Below are 18,719 nucleotides of genomic sequence, written 5' to 3'. Positions count from 1 at the left end.
TCGTGCTCCTTCACCCGGCGTTCTGGTACGGCCCCCGGCCCATCATCCGGTAGCCCTTAATCAGTTCGCGAATGCCGTCTTCCAGCGAGCGCTTGGCCTCGAACCCGGCCTCCTTGAGCCGCGCGCTCGACACGATGTAGTTGCGCTTGTCCGGGTCTTCGCCGATCGCCGCGAAGTGGATGTAGAACTTGGGCACCTGCTTCTTCACGGCAAGTGCGAGTTGCTCTTTCGAGAGGTTCGCGGAGTCCAGCCCGAGGTTGTAGGGTCGGCCGGACATTTTCGAGCCGTTCACCAGTGCGTGCAGGAAGCAGTCAGCCACGTCCCGGACGTGAACGAAGTTGCGCTTGAAGTCCTTCTCGAAGAGGACGATGTAGCCATCCTTGACGGCCGAATACACGAAGTGGTTGACGAGCAGATCGAGCCGCATGCGCGGCGAGAGCCCGAAAACGGTCGCGAGCCGGAACGTCACGGCGTTCGGGCTGTCGAGCAGCGTGCGTTCGGCCTCACACTTCGTTCGGCCGTACAGCGAGATCGGTTCGAGCGGTGTGTCTTCGGTGCAGAGCGCGGACCCGGTGGTGGCGCCGTACCCGCTGTTCGTGTTGGGGAACACGACGAGCTGGTTCGGGCTGCGGAGGCGGTTCAGGAGCCGCACCGATTCCAGGTTCACGGACTTGGCCAATGCCGGATCGCGGTCGCACGCCGAAGCGCCCACGATCCCCGCCAGGTGAACGATCGCGTCCACGCCTTTAATGGCGTTGCGCATCACGCTCTCGTCGCGGACGTCGCCCTTGATGAAATCGAACGCGGGGTTGGCGCAGAGGTGAAACAACCCCTGCCCCGCTCCGTACATGAGGTTATCGAGGGCGGTCACCTCGTACCCGGCCGCGAGGAAGTGTTCGCACGCGACACTGCCGAGGTAGCCGAGTCCGCCGGTTACGAGAACGCGCTGCGGCACGATGCAGTCTCCTGAAGTTTCGCGGAACAAAAGAGTTCCAGTCGAACGCTCCGCGCCGCGAACCGGTCCGTCCGCCGGTCCCCTGTTGGCGGTTGTGTCGCGACCCGAGTGTTGGGTGGGAAGTGTAATGGGCCGAATCGTCGCGAATCAAGCCCACTCGTCGCGAGGCCCCTTTGCCCAGCACCGTCACGTCGTTGCCGGTCGTCACGCCCGTCCGGTCCAATTCGATTCTTCACGCAGGCGCGTCACACGAAATGGCTCGGCCGCGTCCGGGTGGCTCGGTCGTGGCACCTGAAGAGAGAATCCCTACTGCACCGGCCCGCGCCACCCGGTCTCGGGACGAACGCCGGTCTGCCACCGCTGACGGCTGGAACCGCAGGCTTTCGGCCTGCGAAAAGATCGATCCCCAATCCGGGGCACTTCATTGGGGCGAAGCCCTGGAAAGCTCTCAGCCCAAAGGAGGCGCCGTGGGGCACGGCGCCATCCCACCAAACATTCCACTTACTGCAACGGCAGCGTTTCGCCCCCTTGCGAAGTTCCGGCGGCGCGCCAGGTCGGCAGGTCAATGCTGTTGCTCACCATGCGCACGCTGCCGTCGCAGAGTGCCACGTTTACGCCGCCCGTGTGCCGCGAGCGGGCGACGAGTTGCCGGGGGAGCGTGCCGGAGCTCGTCGTGGTGCAAGGGTAGAGGGCCGTGTTGTTGCTGCCGCAGGCGCCGCCGGCGACGACGTCGGTGGAACTGCTGCTGTTCGGCAGTTGAAACGTGGTGAAGCCCGCAGAGCCGCCCCACCAGACGTAACCACGGATGTCCGCCCCTTGGGTCGGTGCTTGCAGAATTTCGGCCACCGCGAGCGTGTTGCTGGTACCGTCGGAGATGCTGGCGATGGTGTATTGCTGCCCGGTTTTGGCATAGCCGGCGTCGTTGTCATTGGTGACGTTGGAGGCGTCGCCATAGAAACCGAAGGGCGCGCCACCGAAGCTGACGCAACTTCCGGAGCCGATGGTGGTGCCGCCGGTGCAGTTGTAGGGGATGTTCTGCTGGTACAGGCTCGTGTTACCGGCATTGAGAACGTAATTGTGCAGGACACCGGACCCGCCGTTCCAGGTGGTGGCGGTGTCGCTGGGGCAGGTCATCATTTTGAGGCGGGTGGCAATGACAGTGGGATTGGACCCGTAGTTGGCGGCCCCAAAAGTGGGCGCGATGCTGAACAGGCTCTGCTGTTCGAGGTACGGCAGTATCGGGATGATCCAAGTGCCGGCGCAACACCCACCGGCCTGGCTGACTCCGGGTAGGAACTTCTGGTTGGCGCTTTCGTAGTTCATGTTCGCCAGTCCGATCTGCTTGAGGTTGTTCTGGCAACTCATGCGGGCGGCGGCCTCGCGGACCTTCTGCACGGCCGGCAGAAGCAGCCCGATCAGGATGGCGATGATGGCGATGACCACGAGCAGTTCGATCAGCGTGAACGCACTTCGATGAGAACGCATCGGGGACCTCAGGGGAAAATGGGAAAACGAAGGCGAGAGGAAGGGAGTGGGCGCACTTTGCCGCGCGTCCCGGCGGCCGGCCGGGAGCCGGTGAACGAATCACTTGATTTCAAAGTCGAACTTGTTTGTTCCTGCGGCCTTCACTTCGACCTGTTGCTTCGACTTTTCGCCCCATTCCGCGGGAATGGTCGGTTTCTTCACTTCGGTCTTGTGGCTGCCGGGGAGGTTGTTGCCGCTGGGCGTGAGCGGGGTGTTCGGATCGAGCGGCTTGCTTTGCCCTTCGTTGGTCGAGACGCGCACCAAGTACATCCCCGGCTGGAGGCCGTTCGCGGCGCTGATGGAGTAATTACCGCCGACCAGGACCACCGAGGCGGAGGTGTTTTGCTTCTCCAACGGCTCGAATTGGATCACTCCTTCCGCAAGAGGAGTACCCTTGAGCGAGACGCTTCCGGTAATGGACACCCTCCCGGAAGTCTTGTCGTTGCCGGAACACCCGACGAACACGGACAGGCCGAGGAGGAGGGGACCGACGAAATAACGGTGCTGCATGGGACTCTCAGAAGAACGAGTCGGTGGCACGGGGTAACAGAGACCGCTTGCGGCTTCTGACAAAACCCCTGGATGGGGCCGTTTTTAAGGTGATTTCGGGGGGAGACGGAGCCTGTCATCACCTGGGCGTGGAATTCGATCACGTGTGGACACGGGTGCGCGCCGGACGCCGCGCGCTCGTCGCGCCTCACTTCCCGAGCGAATTAGCATTGTACGACGCGGGCGGTGAGAAAATAAGGATAAAGGGAATTGCCTTCTTGAATCCCTATTGCACGAAGCAGATTAACAAAAAATGACGTCGATTCACTAGAATATCCACACTAGTCCGAGCCGGTCGAGAAAATCGATTCCAAGGTTGCCATTAGTCCGGCACCGGGCCGTGAACCAGACCCGGCTCCGTGCGCGTCGGCACTGGCCCTTAGCTGTTGGTTCGCACCGACGGAGCCCGCACTTCGGCCAGGTCGCCAGTCCCGTCGGGGTGTCCGATGAAACCGAAGATACCTCACAGTCACTACAATCGTACAATTTCGTGCTAAATTAATCTCGTTAATAATGCCACATCTATACAGCCACGAATGAGGCCTTGCCGAACGTCTGGAACTCCAGGGTTCACTCCAGGCGCCATCTGTTCGCGTCCCGCACTCGGGCATTTGGGCTAACATTCGCTAACAATTTCAGCCCGGAAGCGTCGCGTGGGTGCGATTCTCAGCGAGTGCCGACTCGCTCCGCGCACAGTAAATCACTGGATATTCTCGTTCTCCCTCGAAGCGCAGCTAACATTTTGGCCCCACCCGGTTTTGCCCCGGCGGAGCGTGCTCTCGCGGTTCCGACGCCCGTAAATGCGCAGGTGACGCCACCTGAATTATATCGCTTCAGATAGTGAACTAAGTATAATTTATTACAATTTGTACACATCGAACACTACTTTGCGTCCTGCATTACGATTTGCCCAGCACCAAGTCCAACGCCCAGCACCCTTTGACGTGCGGCCCGTCGCCTCGCAGGTGATTCAGGATGTCGTCGTTATCGCACCCGGCGTCCTGAAGGGCGTCCGCCAGGATGGGAAGGCGGTCAAAGGCGCGTTCGACGTAAATTCCTGTGGCAAGGGCGATGACATCGGACGTGAGCCAAGAGGGATCAACGGCGACTGGACAGAAGGGGTTGCCGAAGATGTCTCGAACGAAGGAGATCATCTTCGGTTTAGCGTCGGCGCTCGGCCTGCCGTTGTCGTCCGTAGCCCATGCCGCTACCTCGACCGCTCTCGTCGCTTCGAGCCAGGCGTCGTTCTCCTTCCAGGGATAGAAATGGTCCTGTTCCCGTGTCACCGTCCACCATTCTTCGTGGGTCGCCAGTCCGTCCGCATAGCGCTCGCAGAGTTCGATCCGCTCTAGAGGGAAGTCCAGACCTGGACCCATGATTTCCCGATACTTCCGAACACACTCGCAGGCGAACAGCCGCAACTTCCGGTCGCTCGACTTACCTCGCAGGAAGTCTAGCATCGGCGTCGGATCATTCGTCGCAACAAGCCATTCCTCTTCGGTCATCACTTACCCCCGATTTTGTGTCACCGCGATGATGCCGGGTTCTCGGATAGCGCGAAACGGCCGTGGAACTTCCGCGGTGTGCAGTTAAACGCGCAACGCCCCGCGGCCGGAAGCTTCCGGCCGCGGGGCGCGTGTTTCGGACGTTATCGGTGATTTAGCCGTGGATCTCGGCGACCGCGAGGTACAGCCGGGCGAGGGTGTGCCAGCCGCTCGTTTCAGGGATCGCGTCCACCGCTTTTTGCAGCAGCAGGCGGGCGTCGGCGATCTGGCCCAGGAACAACCGACCCATCCCACGGTTGAACAGCACCGCGGCCGATTCCGGCAGCGCGTCCCACGCGGCGAGGGCTTCCGCACACTTGCCCCGCTGCCACAGCAGCGCGGCCTTCTCGTTCTCGGCGCCGGTCGCACCGGCGAGGAGCTTCGCGGCGATATCGAAATCGCCCAGCGTTCGTGCGAGGCCCGCGGCCACGAGCGGGTTCGTCGGGCCGTTCTTGGCGATCCAGGTCCTTAGCCCCGCAAACGCGGGCGACGCGCCCTGGGTGCCGGTCGGCCGCAGTTCGGCCGGACTGAACTTCGTGAGCAGCGGTTGCAGGTCTTTCACCCGCTGCGGGAAGTGCCCGGCCGCCATCGGCAGAGCGAACGCGGACGACGGCTGGCCGACGAGCGCGGCCCATTCGTTCGGGAGCTGGCCCGCGGGGGCGGGGGCGTTCCCCCCCATTGTGAGCGGCGAAGTTGCGTCGAGCCATGCTGCCCGCGGGTCTACTCGGAACCCGGCCGCGACCTCGTGCGGTTCAACCTCGCTCTCCCCCGTCTCGACTGCCGAAGAAGCGGCGTCTGAGCGGTTGGCGAGAAAGCGCATCATCAGGGCTTCGATGGTCGGTTGATTCGACGGGTTGCTGGCGGTCGAGCGGGGCATGGTTTCACTCCTCACGGTCCCGGTCTGTCCCGCCGGGTTCACTGCTCGAACGCCGAGTTCTGTGGGGCTTGCGCAGTGACCCCAGAATATTCACGGGGATCGGCCAAATAAAGTATATCCCGCCGGAGTGGGCAGAGGCTTTCAAAGAATTTGAGCGTGACGTGTTCGCGACCGGATAGGGAAGCTGGGTAATTTGCATTATGCAGAAAGGACGCACAAAGATGCACAGGGCTTCCACCCTGTGCTACAAAAGTCGGCCCCTCCGGGGCGGAAACGCATTGAGAGTATTGGCCTTCGTTCCAGGAGAGTTTGGCGGCCTGGTGTAAAGCACCGGCTCCGCGGCGAAGGCGGCTTTAGTTTTCGCCCCGGAGGGGCCGACTTTCGTAGCACAGGGCGGAAGCCCTGTGCGCTCCCGCCTGTGTTCTTTTGTCACTGTGGGGGTGGGTTCTGGTCGGGGTCTTTCTTTTCAGGTTCCTTTTGCTCCTGTTCTTTCTTCTCGGGCTCCTTTTTCGGCTCCGCGGGGACGATCGGCGGGTTGTAGCCCTTCAATTGGTTGGTGAAGTCCTCACCCTTAAACGCGATCATACCCTTCAGCGTCAAGAATTTGGCACGAAGCTCGGCGTCCGGGGTGATGTCCGCGTTCGACTGATCGGTCACCTCGGCGATCAGTTCGGGCGTCGCGGCGTTGCCGTTCGTGCGAACGTGGCGAATCACTGCGTCGGCGGCTTTCCGGCGCAGAGCGATCGGGGTGGTACCGATTTTCTTGGTCGCGAGTTGGAGCAGCGCCTGCTGCGCGGTGGCCGATTTGAAGCGCTCCAGGGCATCGATCGCGGCGGAAGCGAGGTCCGGGTCGGGGTTGAGGACCACCGCGTCTCGGAGTTCCCCTTCGACCGTTTTGATTTCGTAGCCGGGCAGGTCGCCGACTGCCATTTGCCGGATGAAGTCGATCGCGGTCCGCGCATCGGCCTTTTTCACGGCGGCGTCGCGCGGGACCATCATCGGGTCGGCGAAGAGCGTTTTGAATTCCGCTTCGAGCGCGAGCCGCGAGTACGGTTCCGGGATGATCTTCACCGCGGGGTAGCTCTTCAGTGTGCGCGCGAGGCGGGCCTCGATCGCCGGGTCGCGGAACGTTTCAAAGGTGATGCCGACGTCCTCGGAATCGACCCGCGAGCGGAAGAAGTCGTAGCGCTCCTGCGCGATCTTGGATTTCGCGACGTCCAACTCGAACCGCTCGATCAGCTTCATGAGATCCCGCGTCGCCAGGGTGGTCCCATACGCCGCGGACGGCGGTTGGAGGTCGATCTGCTTGCGGATGCGTTCGAGTTCCGCGACCGTTTCCGGTGTGGATTCGGGCGAGATCGGGAACTCGGCCGCCAGGATCGCGTAGGTCATGAGCTGAATGCGGAGGTCCATCAGCCGCTTCTGGCTCTCGGTGAGTGTGAGCGGGAGCGTGTCCGTGACGCGCTGGAGGCGGGACGTGCGGACGGCCGCGGCACTGCGGAACACTTTGTCACGGGACTCCTGGCTCTTCTTTCGCATGTCGGCTTGTTCGATCGCGGTGTACCGCGGGTCGACCACGAACGGCGCCGGCATCGCGATGATGTCGTTCTCGGTCGCGGCGATGAGGGCCGAGGTGCGGAGCAGGAGTTGGTCGAACGTCGGCACTTTCGGCTTGTCCGCGGACGCGATCACGAACGTCGGCCGCGCGGCGGTGCGGGTGTCGGTCGCGAGCTGCGACACTAGATCGATCAGTTCCGGGTTCGGCGTGTGGTGGTCGATGAAGATCAGGTCGAAGTCCGAGGCGCGGGCGATCCGCCGGATCAGGTCGCGCCCGGTGGTGAAGTGTTCCACCTCGTAGCCCAAGCCTCGCAGGAGGACAGTATTAGCATCAGCCCGGAACTTGCTGGAATCGGCCATCAGCACGGTGCCCTTCGACTCGCCCACTTTCCCTGGGTCGGTCGCGGCCGCACGTCGCAGTGCTTCAACAATGGCGGGTTTCGTCGCGGCCGGGACTGGAACCGGCGAACGGAGCAGCGCGGTGGCCGCCGCGAACTGGACCGCGTGGTCCGGGTAGCCCAATGCACGGACGAGGAGCGAGGGCTTGTTCCCGGCCCCGGCGGGCGCGGTCGCGGCCTCGCGGTCGGCCCGGTCGCCCAGCACCTGAACCATCGCGAGCACGAGTGCCGTGCGCTTCTCGGTCAGCCCGTTCGAGAGCAGTTCAATGAGTACCTGTGAGGGGGCATCGGCGAGCAGTTTGTACGCGGCCGGTTCCGCGACCGCGAGGTTGCCCCCCTTCGCCCGTTCCACGGCGCGTTCGGACGCGAGCGCCAGTACCAACCCCTGAGCGGGGGCGTAGTCGGGCTTCGCGTCCAGCGCCCAGCGCGCGTACCGCAGCCCGAAATACTCTTCCGCTTGGCCGATGGGGACTTCCGGCAACTTGGTGAGTTCCGGCACCGCGCCGCGCTGAACGATCACCCAAAGTGGCACCCGCGCCGGGGTGCCATCGGAGTTCGTTCGCGCGCCCGAGTAGCGCGCCTTGTGGTCGTAGAACTTGCGGGCGAGCGCGGTGAGTTCCGCTTCCGGGCGCTTCGTGTCCGCTTTGGTGCCCGGGACGATCTTGTTGACGAGTTGTTCCGCGAGATCGTACAGCGTCGGGTTCGCGGACCGGGGCCGCGACAGGATGCGCCACAGGTGCGGCGTGAAGTCCGTTTGCGCGACCTGGAGCAGGCTCAGCACGTCGCGGCGCTTGGCCATTTCGGTGAGCACGCCGTACTGCCGGTCCGGGGCGAGCCCGTCGAGGGCCGCGACCCATCCGGCCATCGTTGCACCCTCGAGGACCGGAATGGTCTCGAGGATGCCGGTGTACAGGTCCGGACCGGGGTTGGTGCGGATCGCGTCCACCAGGAACGGGATCGCGTAGTCGCCCGTGCGCTTCAACTCTTGCTGGGCGAACACCTTCTCTTCGTAAGTCTTGCCCAGGTTGTTGATGTACTTGAAGACGCGCTCTTTAGAGTAGAGCTGCTTGGTGGCGACCGCCTGCCCGCGCTTGTTCAGTTCTTCGATGTTGGCCCGGATCTTCTTCTCGGTCGCGGGGTCGTCGGAGTATTTGGGCACGGTTCGGAGCGTCTGGAACACGGTCGTCCCGTACTTGCGCTCGATTTCGAGGAGGTCCGCGTCGGTCGGGTTGCTCTTGAGAAACTCGTCGAGGAAAATCCCCGCGACGTCGAACTTCCCTTCGTCCATCGTGGTGCGGAACCGCTCGTAGAGTTCGAGCGGTTTGAGCACTGGGCCTTTGGGCTGCGCGACCGCGCGCCCGTCGAGCACCAGCGCGAGAACCAAGGCGAGTGCGAGGAACGAAGCGGTTCTCACCGGGTGTCTCCTCAAGCGGTCGGGCGCGAGTAAGAACTGATGGCAACAACAGAACCACACCTTTCACGCTAACCGGCGTAAAAGGTGTGGTAAAGTGGGTAACCTCGGTCGGCGGGGCACAATTCACGAGCTTTCGGACCGGTTACACCGCCACACGCTGTTCACGTGAGAGGGCCAACACACGTCCGAATCACCGCGCCTGCGCAGACCGGGATCATCTGATGTGCATTCTGGAAGCGCCCGTCACGTTAAGCAATCCTCTTCACACGCGACGAGGTCCGCGAACGTCTCGCGGCGGCGGATCAGTCGATGTGTGCGGCCTGTAACGAGGACTTCGGCCGCCCGAACGCGCGAATTGTAGTTCGAGGCCATCGCCATGCCGTAAGCGCCGGCCGAGAAGACCGCGAGCAGATCGCCGCGCTTCATGGTCGGTAGCGGCCGGTCCTTCGCGAGGTAGTCTCCGCTCTCGCACACCGGCCCGACCACGTCCTGCGTGAAGCAGCCGGACATGGAGCGGAACGGGTTCGGGTCGTCCGGGTCGCCGTTCACATCGGGCCGCACGGGGACATCGGTCGCCGGGTTCACCGGCCACACGCGGTGGAACGAGCCGTACAGCGTGGGGCGGATGAGGTCGTTCATCGCCGCGTCCTGAATGATGTAGTGCTTCCCGCCGGTGGACTTGGTGAACACCACCCGGCTGAGCAGGATCGCCGCGTTGCCGGCGATGAAGCGGCCCGGTTCGAGGATGAGCTGGCACCCCGATTCCTTCACCGCGGGGATGATGACCTCGGCGAACGCGCTGGCGGGCTTGGCCTCGTCCTTGCGGTAATTGATCCCGAACCCGCCGCCCATGTTCAGGTACTTGATGTCGTGACCCTGAGCGCGGAACTGCTTGATGAGCGCCACGCCCTTCTCGGCGCCCATGCGGTACGGCTCGGCCTTCAGAATGGGCGAGCCGAGGTGCATGTGCAGCCCGACCACGGCGAGCCCCGGGTGCCCGACCACGCCCTTCGCGACGTCCACGATGGTTTCGATGTCGAGGCCGAACTTGACGCCCTTGACGGACGTGTCGGTTTTAACGTGCGTCTTCGGCGGCAGGTCGGGGTTCACGCGGAGCGCGACGGGGGCCTTCACGCCGAGCTTCTGAGCGACCGCACCAATGGTGTGCAGTTCCTGCTCGCTCTCCACGTCGAAGAGGAACACGTTGTTCTTCAGGGCGAACTCGATCTCGGCGTCGGACTTCCCCACGCCCGCGAACACGATCTTCGACCCGGCCGGTCCCGCTTTGAGGGCGCGCTGGAACTCGCCCTGGGACGTGACATCGAACCCGGCCCCGTTCTGGCCCATGAGCCGGCCGATACTAAGGTTCCCGTTGGCCTTCACGCTGTAACAGATGACCGGGGCGGCTTCCGCGAACGCGGTCTGCACTTCTTTCAAGCGGTCGAGGAGTGTGGCCTGTGAGTACACGTACAGCGGCGTGCCGTACTTCTCGGCCAACTCGGGAACGGGAACGTCCTCGCAGAACAGCGTGCGGTCGCGGTAATCGAAGTGGTCCATGACGGGTCCGTGAAGGCTCTGTGAGTTCCCTCTGAGTTCGTTTCAAAAGGAACGGGGAAGGTATCATAACCGTCGAACCCTGTTACGTCTTGAGCACACGAGACCGAGAAATGCGATCCGTCCTTTTGGCGGCGTTTCTAATTGGCGCTGCCGGCTTTTCTGCGGGCGCCGACGAGCCGTTCGCGAACCCGCCTTCGTGGAAGCCGCTCTTCGTTGGAGTCGAGCAGACCGATTTGGCCGCCGAAAAGCCCCGGCTGATGAAGGGGCACGCGGTCCGCATCGATCTCACCGCGCCCGGGATCGAGTTTCTGGCCACGCCCGGCAACGGGGACCGGCCCGGCGAAACAGATGGGCTGAAGACCAGCACGTTCCTGAAGCGGCACAAGCTGCAACTCGCGATCAACGCCGCGCCGTTCGCGCCGATCCACAAGGACGAGGAGAAGGAACAGGACGTGGTCGGAGTTCAGGTCAGCCGCGGGAAGTTGGTTTCGCCCGGTCAGCAGAAATTGCCCGCCCTGTTGCTCACGAAGGACAACAAGGCAACGATCGCGGCCCCGCCGTTCAACTTTGAAGGGATCGAGAACGCGGTCGGCGGGTTCCACATCGTTCTAAAGAAGGGTGAAGTAATTACGGGCGACAAATCGATCCACCCGCGCACCGCCGCGGGCGTTACCGCGGACGGCAAAACACTCATCTTCCTCGTGATCGACGGGCGCCAGAAAGAGTTCAGCGACGGCGCGATGACGAGCGAGGTCGGCGAATGGCTCAAGGCGCTCGGCTGCACGGAGGGAATCAACCTCGACGGCGGCGGGACGACCGCGCTCGTGGTGGAAGGCGCGGACGGGGTGCCGACTGTCGTGAACCGCCCGATCCACGCGAACAAACCCGGAACGGAACGGAGCGGGTCGCGGCGAGCCACCTCGCGGTTTACGCCCGCCCGCTGCCGAAAAAGTGACCGCGTGTCGTTACGTCACCGGCGCGGTGGGGGCGTTGGCGTCTTCAAACGCCTTCAGTTTGCGGTCGATGACGAACGGCCCGAACGGGACGATCGACGCGACCGCGGCCATCCCGACGTGCTTCGCCCGCAGCGCGCCCTGCCCCCACGCGGTGAACGTGATAAGCGCGTAGGCGACGAACAGCCCGCCGTGGATCGCGCCCACCCAGAACACCACTTCTTTGCCCAACTCCGGCATCCCGGAGAGGTACTTCAGCGGCATCGCGATGAAAAACAGGATCAGTGCCGAGACGCCTTCAACGAGGCCCGCGGCGCGGACCCGCCCGACCGGAGTTTGAAACACGGACTACCTCTGTAACGGTGCGAATTAGCTGCTCTGAATGGTATAGCGGTGCGGAGGGCAGATGAGGCAGATCGTATTACCGGGGCGGTCCACGATCAGCGAGAACAGGTGGAGAACGTCGTAGCCGAGAACAGAAATTTCTATCGCGTGTTCGACCTGAAACGCAGAGTACGCGCCCTCAATGTTTGCTGCACGTTTCGTTGGTCGTGCGCCATTCACGGCGAGGCGATACAATCTTTGGCCCCCGGTGAGTCGAGAGACGCAAACTTACGAAACCGTAACCCGGGTACGGGTGCGCGGCCGTTGCTCGTGCCATGACTTCGATGGAGTCGTCCCCGACAAACAATTCTTGACCCGCGACGCACACGAACTTACCCGTGTGGGCGTCGCGGATCTCCTTCACGTGCGCGTTCCACCACGCGACGTTCTTTTTGAACTCTTCGTTCGCGGCGATCCCGGCGGCGCGCTCCTCGTCCGAAACTTCCGGGAACTCGATTACGAGCGGCGTGGGCTGAAGGGCACGGATCATGGTTCGGCCTCGTGAGTCTGTACACACCTACGATAACCGCTTCAGCCGCACTCGCAACGGCTGCTTGTCCTCGGTGCAGTTTGATCGCTCACTTGAGCCAGGGCTTCGTCGGATCGCGTTGCGGCTCGCTCGCGACCGGTTCGGGTGGAGGTGACGGGTTGCGTTGGGCGCGCCACTCGCTCCATTCGGTGCGCATGATCGCGACCGCGTAGCACCAGAGCGTCGCAACTGTCGCGAACACGACCAGGGCACCGAAAACCAGGACCGCCGGCCCTGCGGGGTCGATGAACGCGACGCTCGCCGCCCCAATTGCGGCCGCGAGCACGAACGTGACCCAGAACGGCTTGCGCGCCCGGCGCCAGTTCGGGGTGCGCGGTGGGAATAATGCGAGCACAACCGGCGGGAGGAAACACGCGAGAATCGCGATCCAGGCTTCCATAAGGCGCCTCGAATAGCCGGGCTACAGTTCGAGCTTTTGCTTCCACTCGTCGAGTCGTTTAGCCACCTCGGTCGGTGCCGTCGATCCGTAGCTCTTGAACGCCTCCAGTGCGTTCTCCACTCCCAGTGATGCTTTGACCGCGGTACCGTGCGCGGGCGCCACGTTCTCGAACATCGAGTCGGGCAAGTCTTTGAGCCGGCACTTGCGCTGCTCGCACGCGCGGACCAGATTGCCGACCGCTTCGTGGGCGGAGCGCATCGGTACGCCCCGAGCGATGAGCGCTTCCATGAGCGTGGTCGCGTCGAGGAACCCCGCGTCCAGGCGCGACGCAATGACTTCGCGCCGGAGCTTGGTCTGGCGCACGAGCGGGGCCGCGACCGCGAGGCACCCGCCCACGGTGTCCATCGCGTCGAAGATCGCGGTTTTGTCTTCCTGAAGGTCGCGGTTGTACGCCAGCGGGAGCCCCTTCACCAGCACGAAGAGGTGCTGGAGCGCGCCGATCACGCGCCCGGACTTCCCGCGCGTGAGTTCCAGTACATCCGGGTTCTTCTTGTGCGGCATGATGCTCGACCCGGTGCAGAACGCATCCGGCAAGTCGAGGAAATTGAACTCGGTGGTGCTCCAGATGACCCATTCTTCTGCCCACCCGCTCAGGTGCGTGGCGATCACTGAGAGACAGAACACGAACTCCAGCGCGAAGTCGCGGTCACTGGACACGTCCAAACTGTTGCGCGCGACCGAATCGAAGCCGAGTTTCGCGCGGACGGATTCGCGATCGATCGGCAGGGACGTCCCCGCGAGTGCCGCGGCCCCCAGCGGAAGGACATTCAATCGCGCGCGGCAATCGCGTAGTCGCTCGCGGTCGCGCTGGAATTTTTCGACGTAGGCCAGGAAGTAGTGCGCTGCGAGTACCGGTTGCGCGCGCTGCAAGTGCGTGTAGCCGGGGATGATGACGTTGTGCTCGCGCTCGGCCGACTCGACGAACGCTCTCTGGAGATCGAGTAGCAAGCCGTCGAGTTGGTCGATCGCGTCGCGGGTCCACAGCTTCAAGTCCGTAATCACCTGATCGTTACGGCTTCGGCCCGTGTGCAACTTACGACCGGTGTCCCCGAGTTTCGCGATCAGGGCCTTTTCGATGTGCGTGTGAATGTCTTCGAGCGAGATGGTGAATTCCATCTTGCCGTCTACGATCTCTTGGCCGATTTCGTCCAGCGACGTAACGATTTGATCCGCTTCGTCCGCGGTAATCAGCCCGACTTCTGCCAACATGCGGGCGTGGGCCTGACTGCCCACAATGTCATGTCGGAACAGGCGCTGATCGATGTTAATCGACTCCGTGAACGCTTCCACGCGGGAGTCGGTGCTGCCCGTAAATCGCCCGCCCCATGTCTTCTGGCTCATGTCGGTTCCTATGATAACGCACCTCGCTGTGCCGATACCGGCTCCGCGAATCGGCGCGACGAAGTGGTTTTAGGATTTCCCAACTCCGCTGACACTTTCGGGCGCCCGGTAAGGTACAGTCACTCGCCAGTTACTCGAAGGAGATTTCCCAATGCGATTTCGCTGGTTGGCCGCGTTCGCGGCCGCACTGTTCTCGTCCGGTCTCGCGTCCGCACAAAAGGCCACCGAACCCACGGTCGAGATCCGGCTCCGCTCCGTGAACGATCTGGTGGACAAGTTCGAGTACCTCGCGGGCCTGGCCGGTAAAGAGGACGCCGCGAAACAGGGGCGCGAGCTGATTAAGGCGCTCAGCGCCGACGGAAAGGGGATCGAGGGCATCGATCCGAAGCAGCCGATCGGAGCGTATGCCGCGCTCGAAAAGGACGTTGCGACCAGCCCGTTCGTCCTCCTGCTCCCCATCGCCGATCAGGACCAGTTCCTGAAGGCGCTGAAGACCCGGCTCGATGTGACGCCGGAAAAGGGTGACGACGGCACCCTGAAGGTTGCCGTGCCACTCATCAACGAACTGCACCTCCGGTTCGCCAACGGGTACCTCTTCGTTTCGCAGAAGGCCAAAGACCTCGATCCGAAGGGGCTCGTTTCGCCCAAGGCCTACTTCGCGAAGGATGATGGGTCGGTCGCGTCGGTGATCGTCCACATCGATCGCATCCCCGCGGACCTGCGGACGTTCCTGTTCGGCCAGTTCGAGCTCGGGGTCAACGAGGAGCGCAAGAAGAACGCGGACAACGAAACCGCCGCGGAGAAGCAGCTCAAGAACCTCCTCTTCGACTCGATCCTGTCCGGCGTGAAGGGGCTCACCGAAGACGGCGAGCGTCTGAGCGTGCGGCTGTTCGCCGACGCGAAGACGGACGACATTAGCGCCGAGGTCACGCTGACTGCGAAGGGCGGTTCGGCGATGGCAAAGAACTTCACCGCGCTCGGCAGCAAGACCAGCCTGCCCGCCGGGATCGTCGCCTCCGCGGACGCCGCCGCTCGCGGGAACGTGAAGGTCGGGGTGACGGATGGCTCCAAGAAAGAGTTCGCTGCGGCCGTTGATGCACTGCTCGCGGACGGGCTGAAGAACGCCCCGGAAGACCAAAAGGACGTTGTGAAGGCGCTCATCGCGGCCGTCGGGCCGACGCTGAAGGCCGGCGAACTCGACGCCGCCGTATCGCTGATCGGCCCGAACGCCAAGGGCACGTATCAGCTCATCGGCGCGGGCGCGGTGAAGGACGGCAAGGAGATCGAGAAGTTCGTGAAGAAGGTCGTCGAGGACTACGGGGCGTTCATCGGCGACTTCGTCGAGTTCAAGTTCGACGTGGAGAAGATCGGCGACTTCGCGCTCCACCAGATCAACTTGAAGCAGGTGGACGACAAGCTCGAAAAACTGTTCGGCACGAAGACGATTTGGCTCGCCACCTCGGACAAGACCATTGCCGTGAGCATCGAGGCGGACGGTGCCGCGATCCGCAAGGGTCTGAAGGCGAAGGCGGTTCCCGTAGCGGTCGTGTCGAGCGAATCCGCACTCGCCAAGCTCCTGCCGCTGGCGCAACCGGACCTGAAGGCGGACGAACTGAAGGCGCTGCTCAAGGACGCATTCGGCGACGGCTCGACGAGCGGCAAGGACACGGCCACCTTCAGCGTGGAGGGCGGGAGCCAACTGACGGTGAAGTTCAAGGTGAAGGGGAAGGCGATTCGCGCGGGCGCGGCGCTGGGTACGCTGAAGGGGAAGTAATCGCGATTTGATGCTGTCACCGCGACTGCAAGGGGAACGATTGGCGTTCCCCTTGCGGCCGCGGTTCGCTTTGAGAGGCTGAAAACTTAACCTTCGACGACTTCGATCACGACGCAGGACACGTTGTCGCGCGAATTCTGGTCGAGCGCGAGTTGTCCGAGCCCTTCCGCACACTGCTGCATGTCGGTCGCGGCGGTAACGAACGCGGCAAGGTCGTCGTCGGTGACGACCCCGGTGAGGCCATCGGTGCAGAGCAGAAACCGGTCGTTGGCCTGGAGCTGTACGACCGCCACTTCCGGCCCCTCGCCCACTTCCTTGCTGCCGAGGTACTTCCAGAGCACGTTGCGGAACCGGTGGTCCTTCGCCTCGGCCGGGCTGATCGTCTTGGCTTCCACGAGGGCTTGGGCGAGGGAATGGTCGACGGTGAGTTGGGAAATGCGCTTGTTGCGAACCAAATAGCACCGGCTGTCACCAACCCCCGCGACGAACATCTCGCCACCCTTCCGCCACACCGCCATCACCACCGTCGTGCCCATGTTCTTCATGTCTTTGTCGAGGGCACCCATCGCCATGATTTCTTCGTTGGCCTGCACGATGGCCCGGCGGATCGTGGTCTTCACCCCTTCGGTGTTCAGGTGCGGGGTGAGGTTCTTCCGCAGTTCGCGCGGAATGATGTCCACGGCCTTGCGACTCGCGATCTCGCCCGCCGCCTGCCCGCCCATCCCGTCGGCCACGATATTGACCGTCAGGTCCGGGAAAATCTTGACGTCGATGGAGTCTTCGTTGTTTTCGCGGTAATTGCCCAGCAAGCTGCACTTACCGATGTTCAGTGTAAAAGCCATCTGACGCCTCCCAGACAGGTACCGGTCGGAGCCTTCCGCCGCCCTGTGCGTGTCCGTTGGGATTGGTAAACCGCCCCAAATCCCGCGACGGACTGTCTTCAACTTACAACGCTACCACACGTGACGCAACGCGGGAGGTGCGATTCGGCGTTTTCCAACGAAACGCACAACCCGCGCCGCTATCACCGGTTCCGTCGGCCGAAACCGGCTCCCCGCGCCACTCCCGGCCCCACACGATCGGCACACCAGGCCGCCTTCCGCGGGTCCGCACCTCACGCTACACTCTACCACCCTTGAATCTTTCAAACGGGCCGCCCGGACGGGCAAAGACATTGAGGCCGCGCATGGATGCCGCCCCGCGACGCGAACGTGTGGTTCTGGTTCACGACTGGCTGACCGGTACGCGGGGCGGCGAAAAGTGCCTCGAACCCCTGTGCCGCCGCTGGCCGGACGCGAAACTGCTCACGCTCCTTCATAAACGCGGCAGCGTCCCCGCCACCATCGAAGGCACCCGCATTCACCCCAGTTTTCTGAACGCGCTGCCAAAGGTCGAGAAATACTACCGCTACCTCCTGCCGCTGATGCCGTTCGCCGCGGGCTGGGCCGTCACCGACGCGGACCTCGTCGTGAGCCTGAGTCACGCGGTGGCGAAGTCGGCCCGGCCGCCGAAGGGCGTTCCGCACGTCTGCTACTGCTTCACACCGATGCGGTACGCCTGGCACATGCAGGACTCGTACTTCCGAGAAACGGGTTTCGTTGGCAAACTCAAGGCCAAAGCCGTCGATACACTCCTCGGGCGCATTCGCGAGTGGGACCGCCGGACCGCGAGCCGGGTGACGCACTTCGTGGCGATCAGTAACACCGTGCGCGACCGCATCCGCGACTGCTACGACCGCGACGCGACCGTGATCTACCCGCCCGTGGACACGGACTTCTACACGCCCTCGGGTGAACCGCGCGAGGACTTCTACCTCGTGGTGTCCGCGCTCGCGCCCTACAAGCGGTTCGATCTCGCGATCGACGCCTGCGCGCGCCTCGGGAAGAAGCTCGTCGTGATCGGCAGTGGTCAGCACGCGGCCAAACTGAAAGCAACTGCCGGGCCGAACGTAAGTTTTTTGGGTTGGCAGTCCGACGAGGTGATTCGCGCCCACTTGCGCCGCGCGAAAGGCCTGTTGTTCCCGGGCGAAGAGGATTTCGGCATCGTACCGCTCGAAGCGCAAGCGTGCGGGTGCCCGGTCATCGGGTTCGCGCGCGGCGGGTTGGCGGAAACGGTTCGACCACTGGGCGAAGCGAGCGAGCCGACGGGCGCGTTTTTTGCTGAGCAAACGGTCGACGCGGTGTGCGAAGCGGTCGAGCGCTTTGAACGCGCGATTGATCGCTTCGATCCGCGCGCGGCCCGGCGCCAGGCGGCGCTTTTCCGCAAGGACCGGTTCGAGCAGGAGTTGTTTTCGTACCTCACTGCAATTCTGCGAGGTTCGCCCACAGAAGTGCGCAAGGCGGCATAATCGGCACTAGACCACGGCCCGGTGCAACGGGATAATGGAGGTTACTATTATGAGGGTCTCCATGAGTAGCGCGCCCACTCCCGCCGTAGCCCCCAACCCGTCCAGCGAGCGCCGCGTAGCCCCGCGCCGCCAGCCCGCGATGGGCACTGTGTGCCGGCTCGACTCGCCCGACGGCGGACCGTCCGCGCTGGCCCTGGTTTGGAACATCTCTCAGTCCGGCATTAGCATGCTGTTGAACGCCCCACAGCCCGCGGGCACCGTGCTCGCGGGCTACCTGGAGTCGATGGTCAGCGACGCGATGCTGCGGATCGCGATGAAAGTGGTCCACGTCAAGCCACTGGACACGGGCGACTACTTCATCGGCGCGCACTTCGAGAACCCGATCGCCGCGGACGACATGAAGCCGTTCATCGCCGAAGAGTGAACGCGATTAATTACAACGAGCGCGTCCGACCACCGAGCGCGGGTGCTCGGACGCGCTGATCCCTTGTTCCGAGCGCCCCGCCCTTCCCCGTGCAATTCGCTCACGCCGGCTCTGCGCCCTCAGTCGATGCCC

At 63.4% G+C, this 18,719-nt stretch carries 15 protein-coding genes; 4 read left to right on the top strand and 11 right to left on the bottom strand.

From position 1 onward, the window contains the following. Positions 1–10: 10 nt before the first annotated feature. The 7 genes from J8F10_RS02950 to lysA form a co-directional block, all read right to left on the bottom strand. Complete coding sequence (locus J8F10_RS02950; protein ID WP_210652392.1) at positions 11–955, bottom strand: NAD-dependent epimerase/dehydratase family protein; 945 nt, start codon at positions 953–955, stop codon at positions 11–13. A gap of 501 nt (positions 956–1,456) precedes the next feature. Continuing rightward, positions 1,457–2,440 carry a DUF1559 domain-containing protein gene (locus J8F10_RS02945; RefSeq protein WP_210652391.1) on the bottom strand — a complete coding sequence of 328 codons (984 nt, stop codon included), beginning with the start codon at positions 2,438–2,440 and terminating at the stop codon, positions 1,457–1,459. Positions 2,441–2,539: 99 nt separating this feature from the next. Then, positions 2,540–2,989 (bottom strand): hypothetical protein, encoded by a 450-nt coding sequence (locus J8F10_RS02940; protein WP_210652390.1) that lies wholly within the window; start codon positions 2,987–2,989, stop codon positions 2,540–2,542. Between the two features lie 938 nt (positions 2,990–3,927). Beyond that, positions 3,928–4,533 (bottom strand): hypothetical protein, encoded by a 606-nt coding sequence (locus tag J8F10_RS38305; protein ID WP_246522828.1) that lies wholly within the window; start codon positions 4,531–4,533, stop codon positions 3,928–3,930. Between the two features lie 154 nt (positions 4,534–4,687). Continuing rightward, entirely contained in the window at positions 4,688–5,449 is a 762-nt protein-coding gene (locus J8F10_RS02930; protein ID WP_210652389.1) for a hypothetical protein, read from the bottom strand. Positions 5,450–5,878: 429 nt separating this feature from the next. Next, positions 5,879–8,818, bottom strand: coding sequence for a response regulator (locus J8F10_RS02925; RefSeq protein ID WP_210652388.1), 2,940 nt, complete (start codon positions 8,816–8,818; stop codon positions 5,879–5,881). Positions 8,819–9,061: 243 nt separating this feature from the next. Beyond that, a complete protein-coding gene (gene lysA / locus J8F10_RS02920; RefSeq protein ID WP_210652387.1) occupies positions 9,062–10,375 on the bottom strand; it encodes a diaminopimelate decarboxylase in 1,314 nt (437 codons plus the stop codon). 110 nt (positions 10,376–10,485) lie between these two features. Between lysA and J8F10_RS41070 the strand changes: the two genes are divergently transcribed. Further along, on the top strand, positions 10,486–11,688 hold the full coding sequence (locus J8F10_RS41070; RefSeq protein ID WP_210652386.1) for a phosphodiester glycosidase family protein: 1,203 nt from the start codon (positions 10,486–10,488) through the stop codon (positions 11,686–11,688). A gap of 163 nt (positions 11,689–11,851) precedes the next feature. Here J8F10_RS41070 and J8F10_RS02910 read toward each other — a convergent pair whose 3' ends face one another. From J8F10_RS02910 to argH, 3 genes are all read right to left on the bottom strand, one after another. Continuing rightward, positions 11,852–12,202, bottom strand: a complete 351-nt coding sequence (locus tag J8F10_RS02910; protein WP_210652385.1) for a hypothetical protein — start codon at positions 12,200–12,202, stop codon at positions 11,852–11,854. 88 nt (positions 12,203–12,290) lie between these two features. Further along, the gene (locus J8F10_RS02905) at positions 12,291–12,641 is read right to left on the bottom strand and encodes a hypothetical protein (protein ID WP_210652384.1); all 351 of its coding nucleotides are present in this window, start codon (positions 12,639–12,641) and stop codon (positions 12,291–12,293) included. 21 nt (positions 12,642–12,662) lie between these two features. Further along, a complete protein-coding gene (argH, locus tag J8F10_RS02900; protein ID WP_210652383.1) occupies positions 12,663–14,042 on the bottom strand; it encodes an argininosuccinate lyase in 1,380 nt (459 codons plus the stop codon). Between the two features lie 151 nt (positions 14,043–14,193). On the opposite strand from argH, the gene J8F10_RS02895 reads away from it, so the two are divergent. After that, positions 14,194–15,816 (top strand): hypothetical protein, encoded by a 1,623-nt coding sequence (locus tag J8F10_RS02895; protein WP_210652382.1) that lies wholly within the window; start codon positions 14,194–14,196, stop codon positions 15,814–15,816. 86 nt (positions 15,817–15,902) lie between these two features. On the opposite strand, the gene J8F10_RS02890 is transcribed toward J8F10_RS02895, so the two are convergent. Continuing rightward, on the bottom strand, positions 15,903–16,658 hold the full coding sequence (locus J8F10_RS02890) for a PP2C family protein-serine/threonine phosphatase (protein ID WP_210652381.1): 756 nt from the start codon (positions 16,656–16,658) through the stop codon (positions 15,903–15,905). Between the two features lie 344 nt (positions 16,659–17,002). On the opposite strand from J8F10_RS02890, the gene J8F10_RS02885 reads away from it, so the two are divergent. Both J8F10_RS02885 and J8F10_RS02880 read left to right on the top strand, forming a co-directional pair. After that, positions 17,003–18,163 (top strand): glycosyltransferase, encoded by a 1,161-nt coding sequence (locus J8F10_RS02885; RefSeq protein WP_210652380.1) that lies wholly within the window; start codon positions 17,003–17,005, stop codon positions 18,161–18,163. A 61-nt stretch (positions 18,164–18,224) separates the two neighbouring features. Then, a complete protein-coding gene (locus J8F10_RS02880) occupies positions 18,225–18,587 on the top strand; it encodes a PilZ domain-containing protein (protein ID WP_210652379.1) in 363 nt (120 codons plus the stop codon). Positions 18,588–18,719 lie beyond the last annotated feature (132 nt).

Source organism: Gemmata palustris, from assembly GCF_017939745.1.
GTDB classification, from domain to species: domain Bacteria; phylum Planctomycetota; class Planctomycetia; order Gemmatales; family Gemmataceae; genus Gemmata; species Gemmata palustris.
Note: the sequence above shows the minus strand (reverse complement) of the source record. Positions and strands in the feature narration are given on the sequence as shown.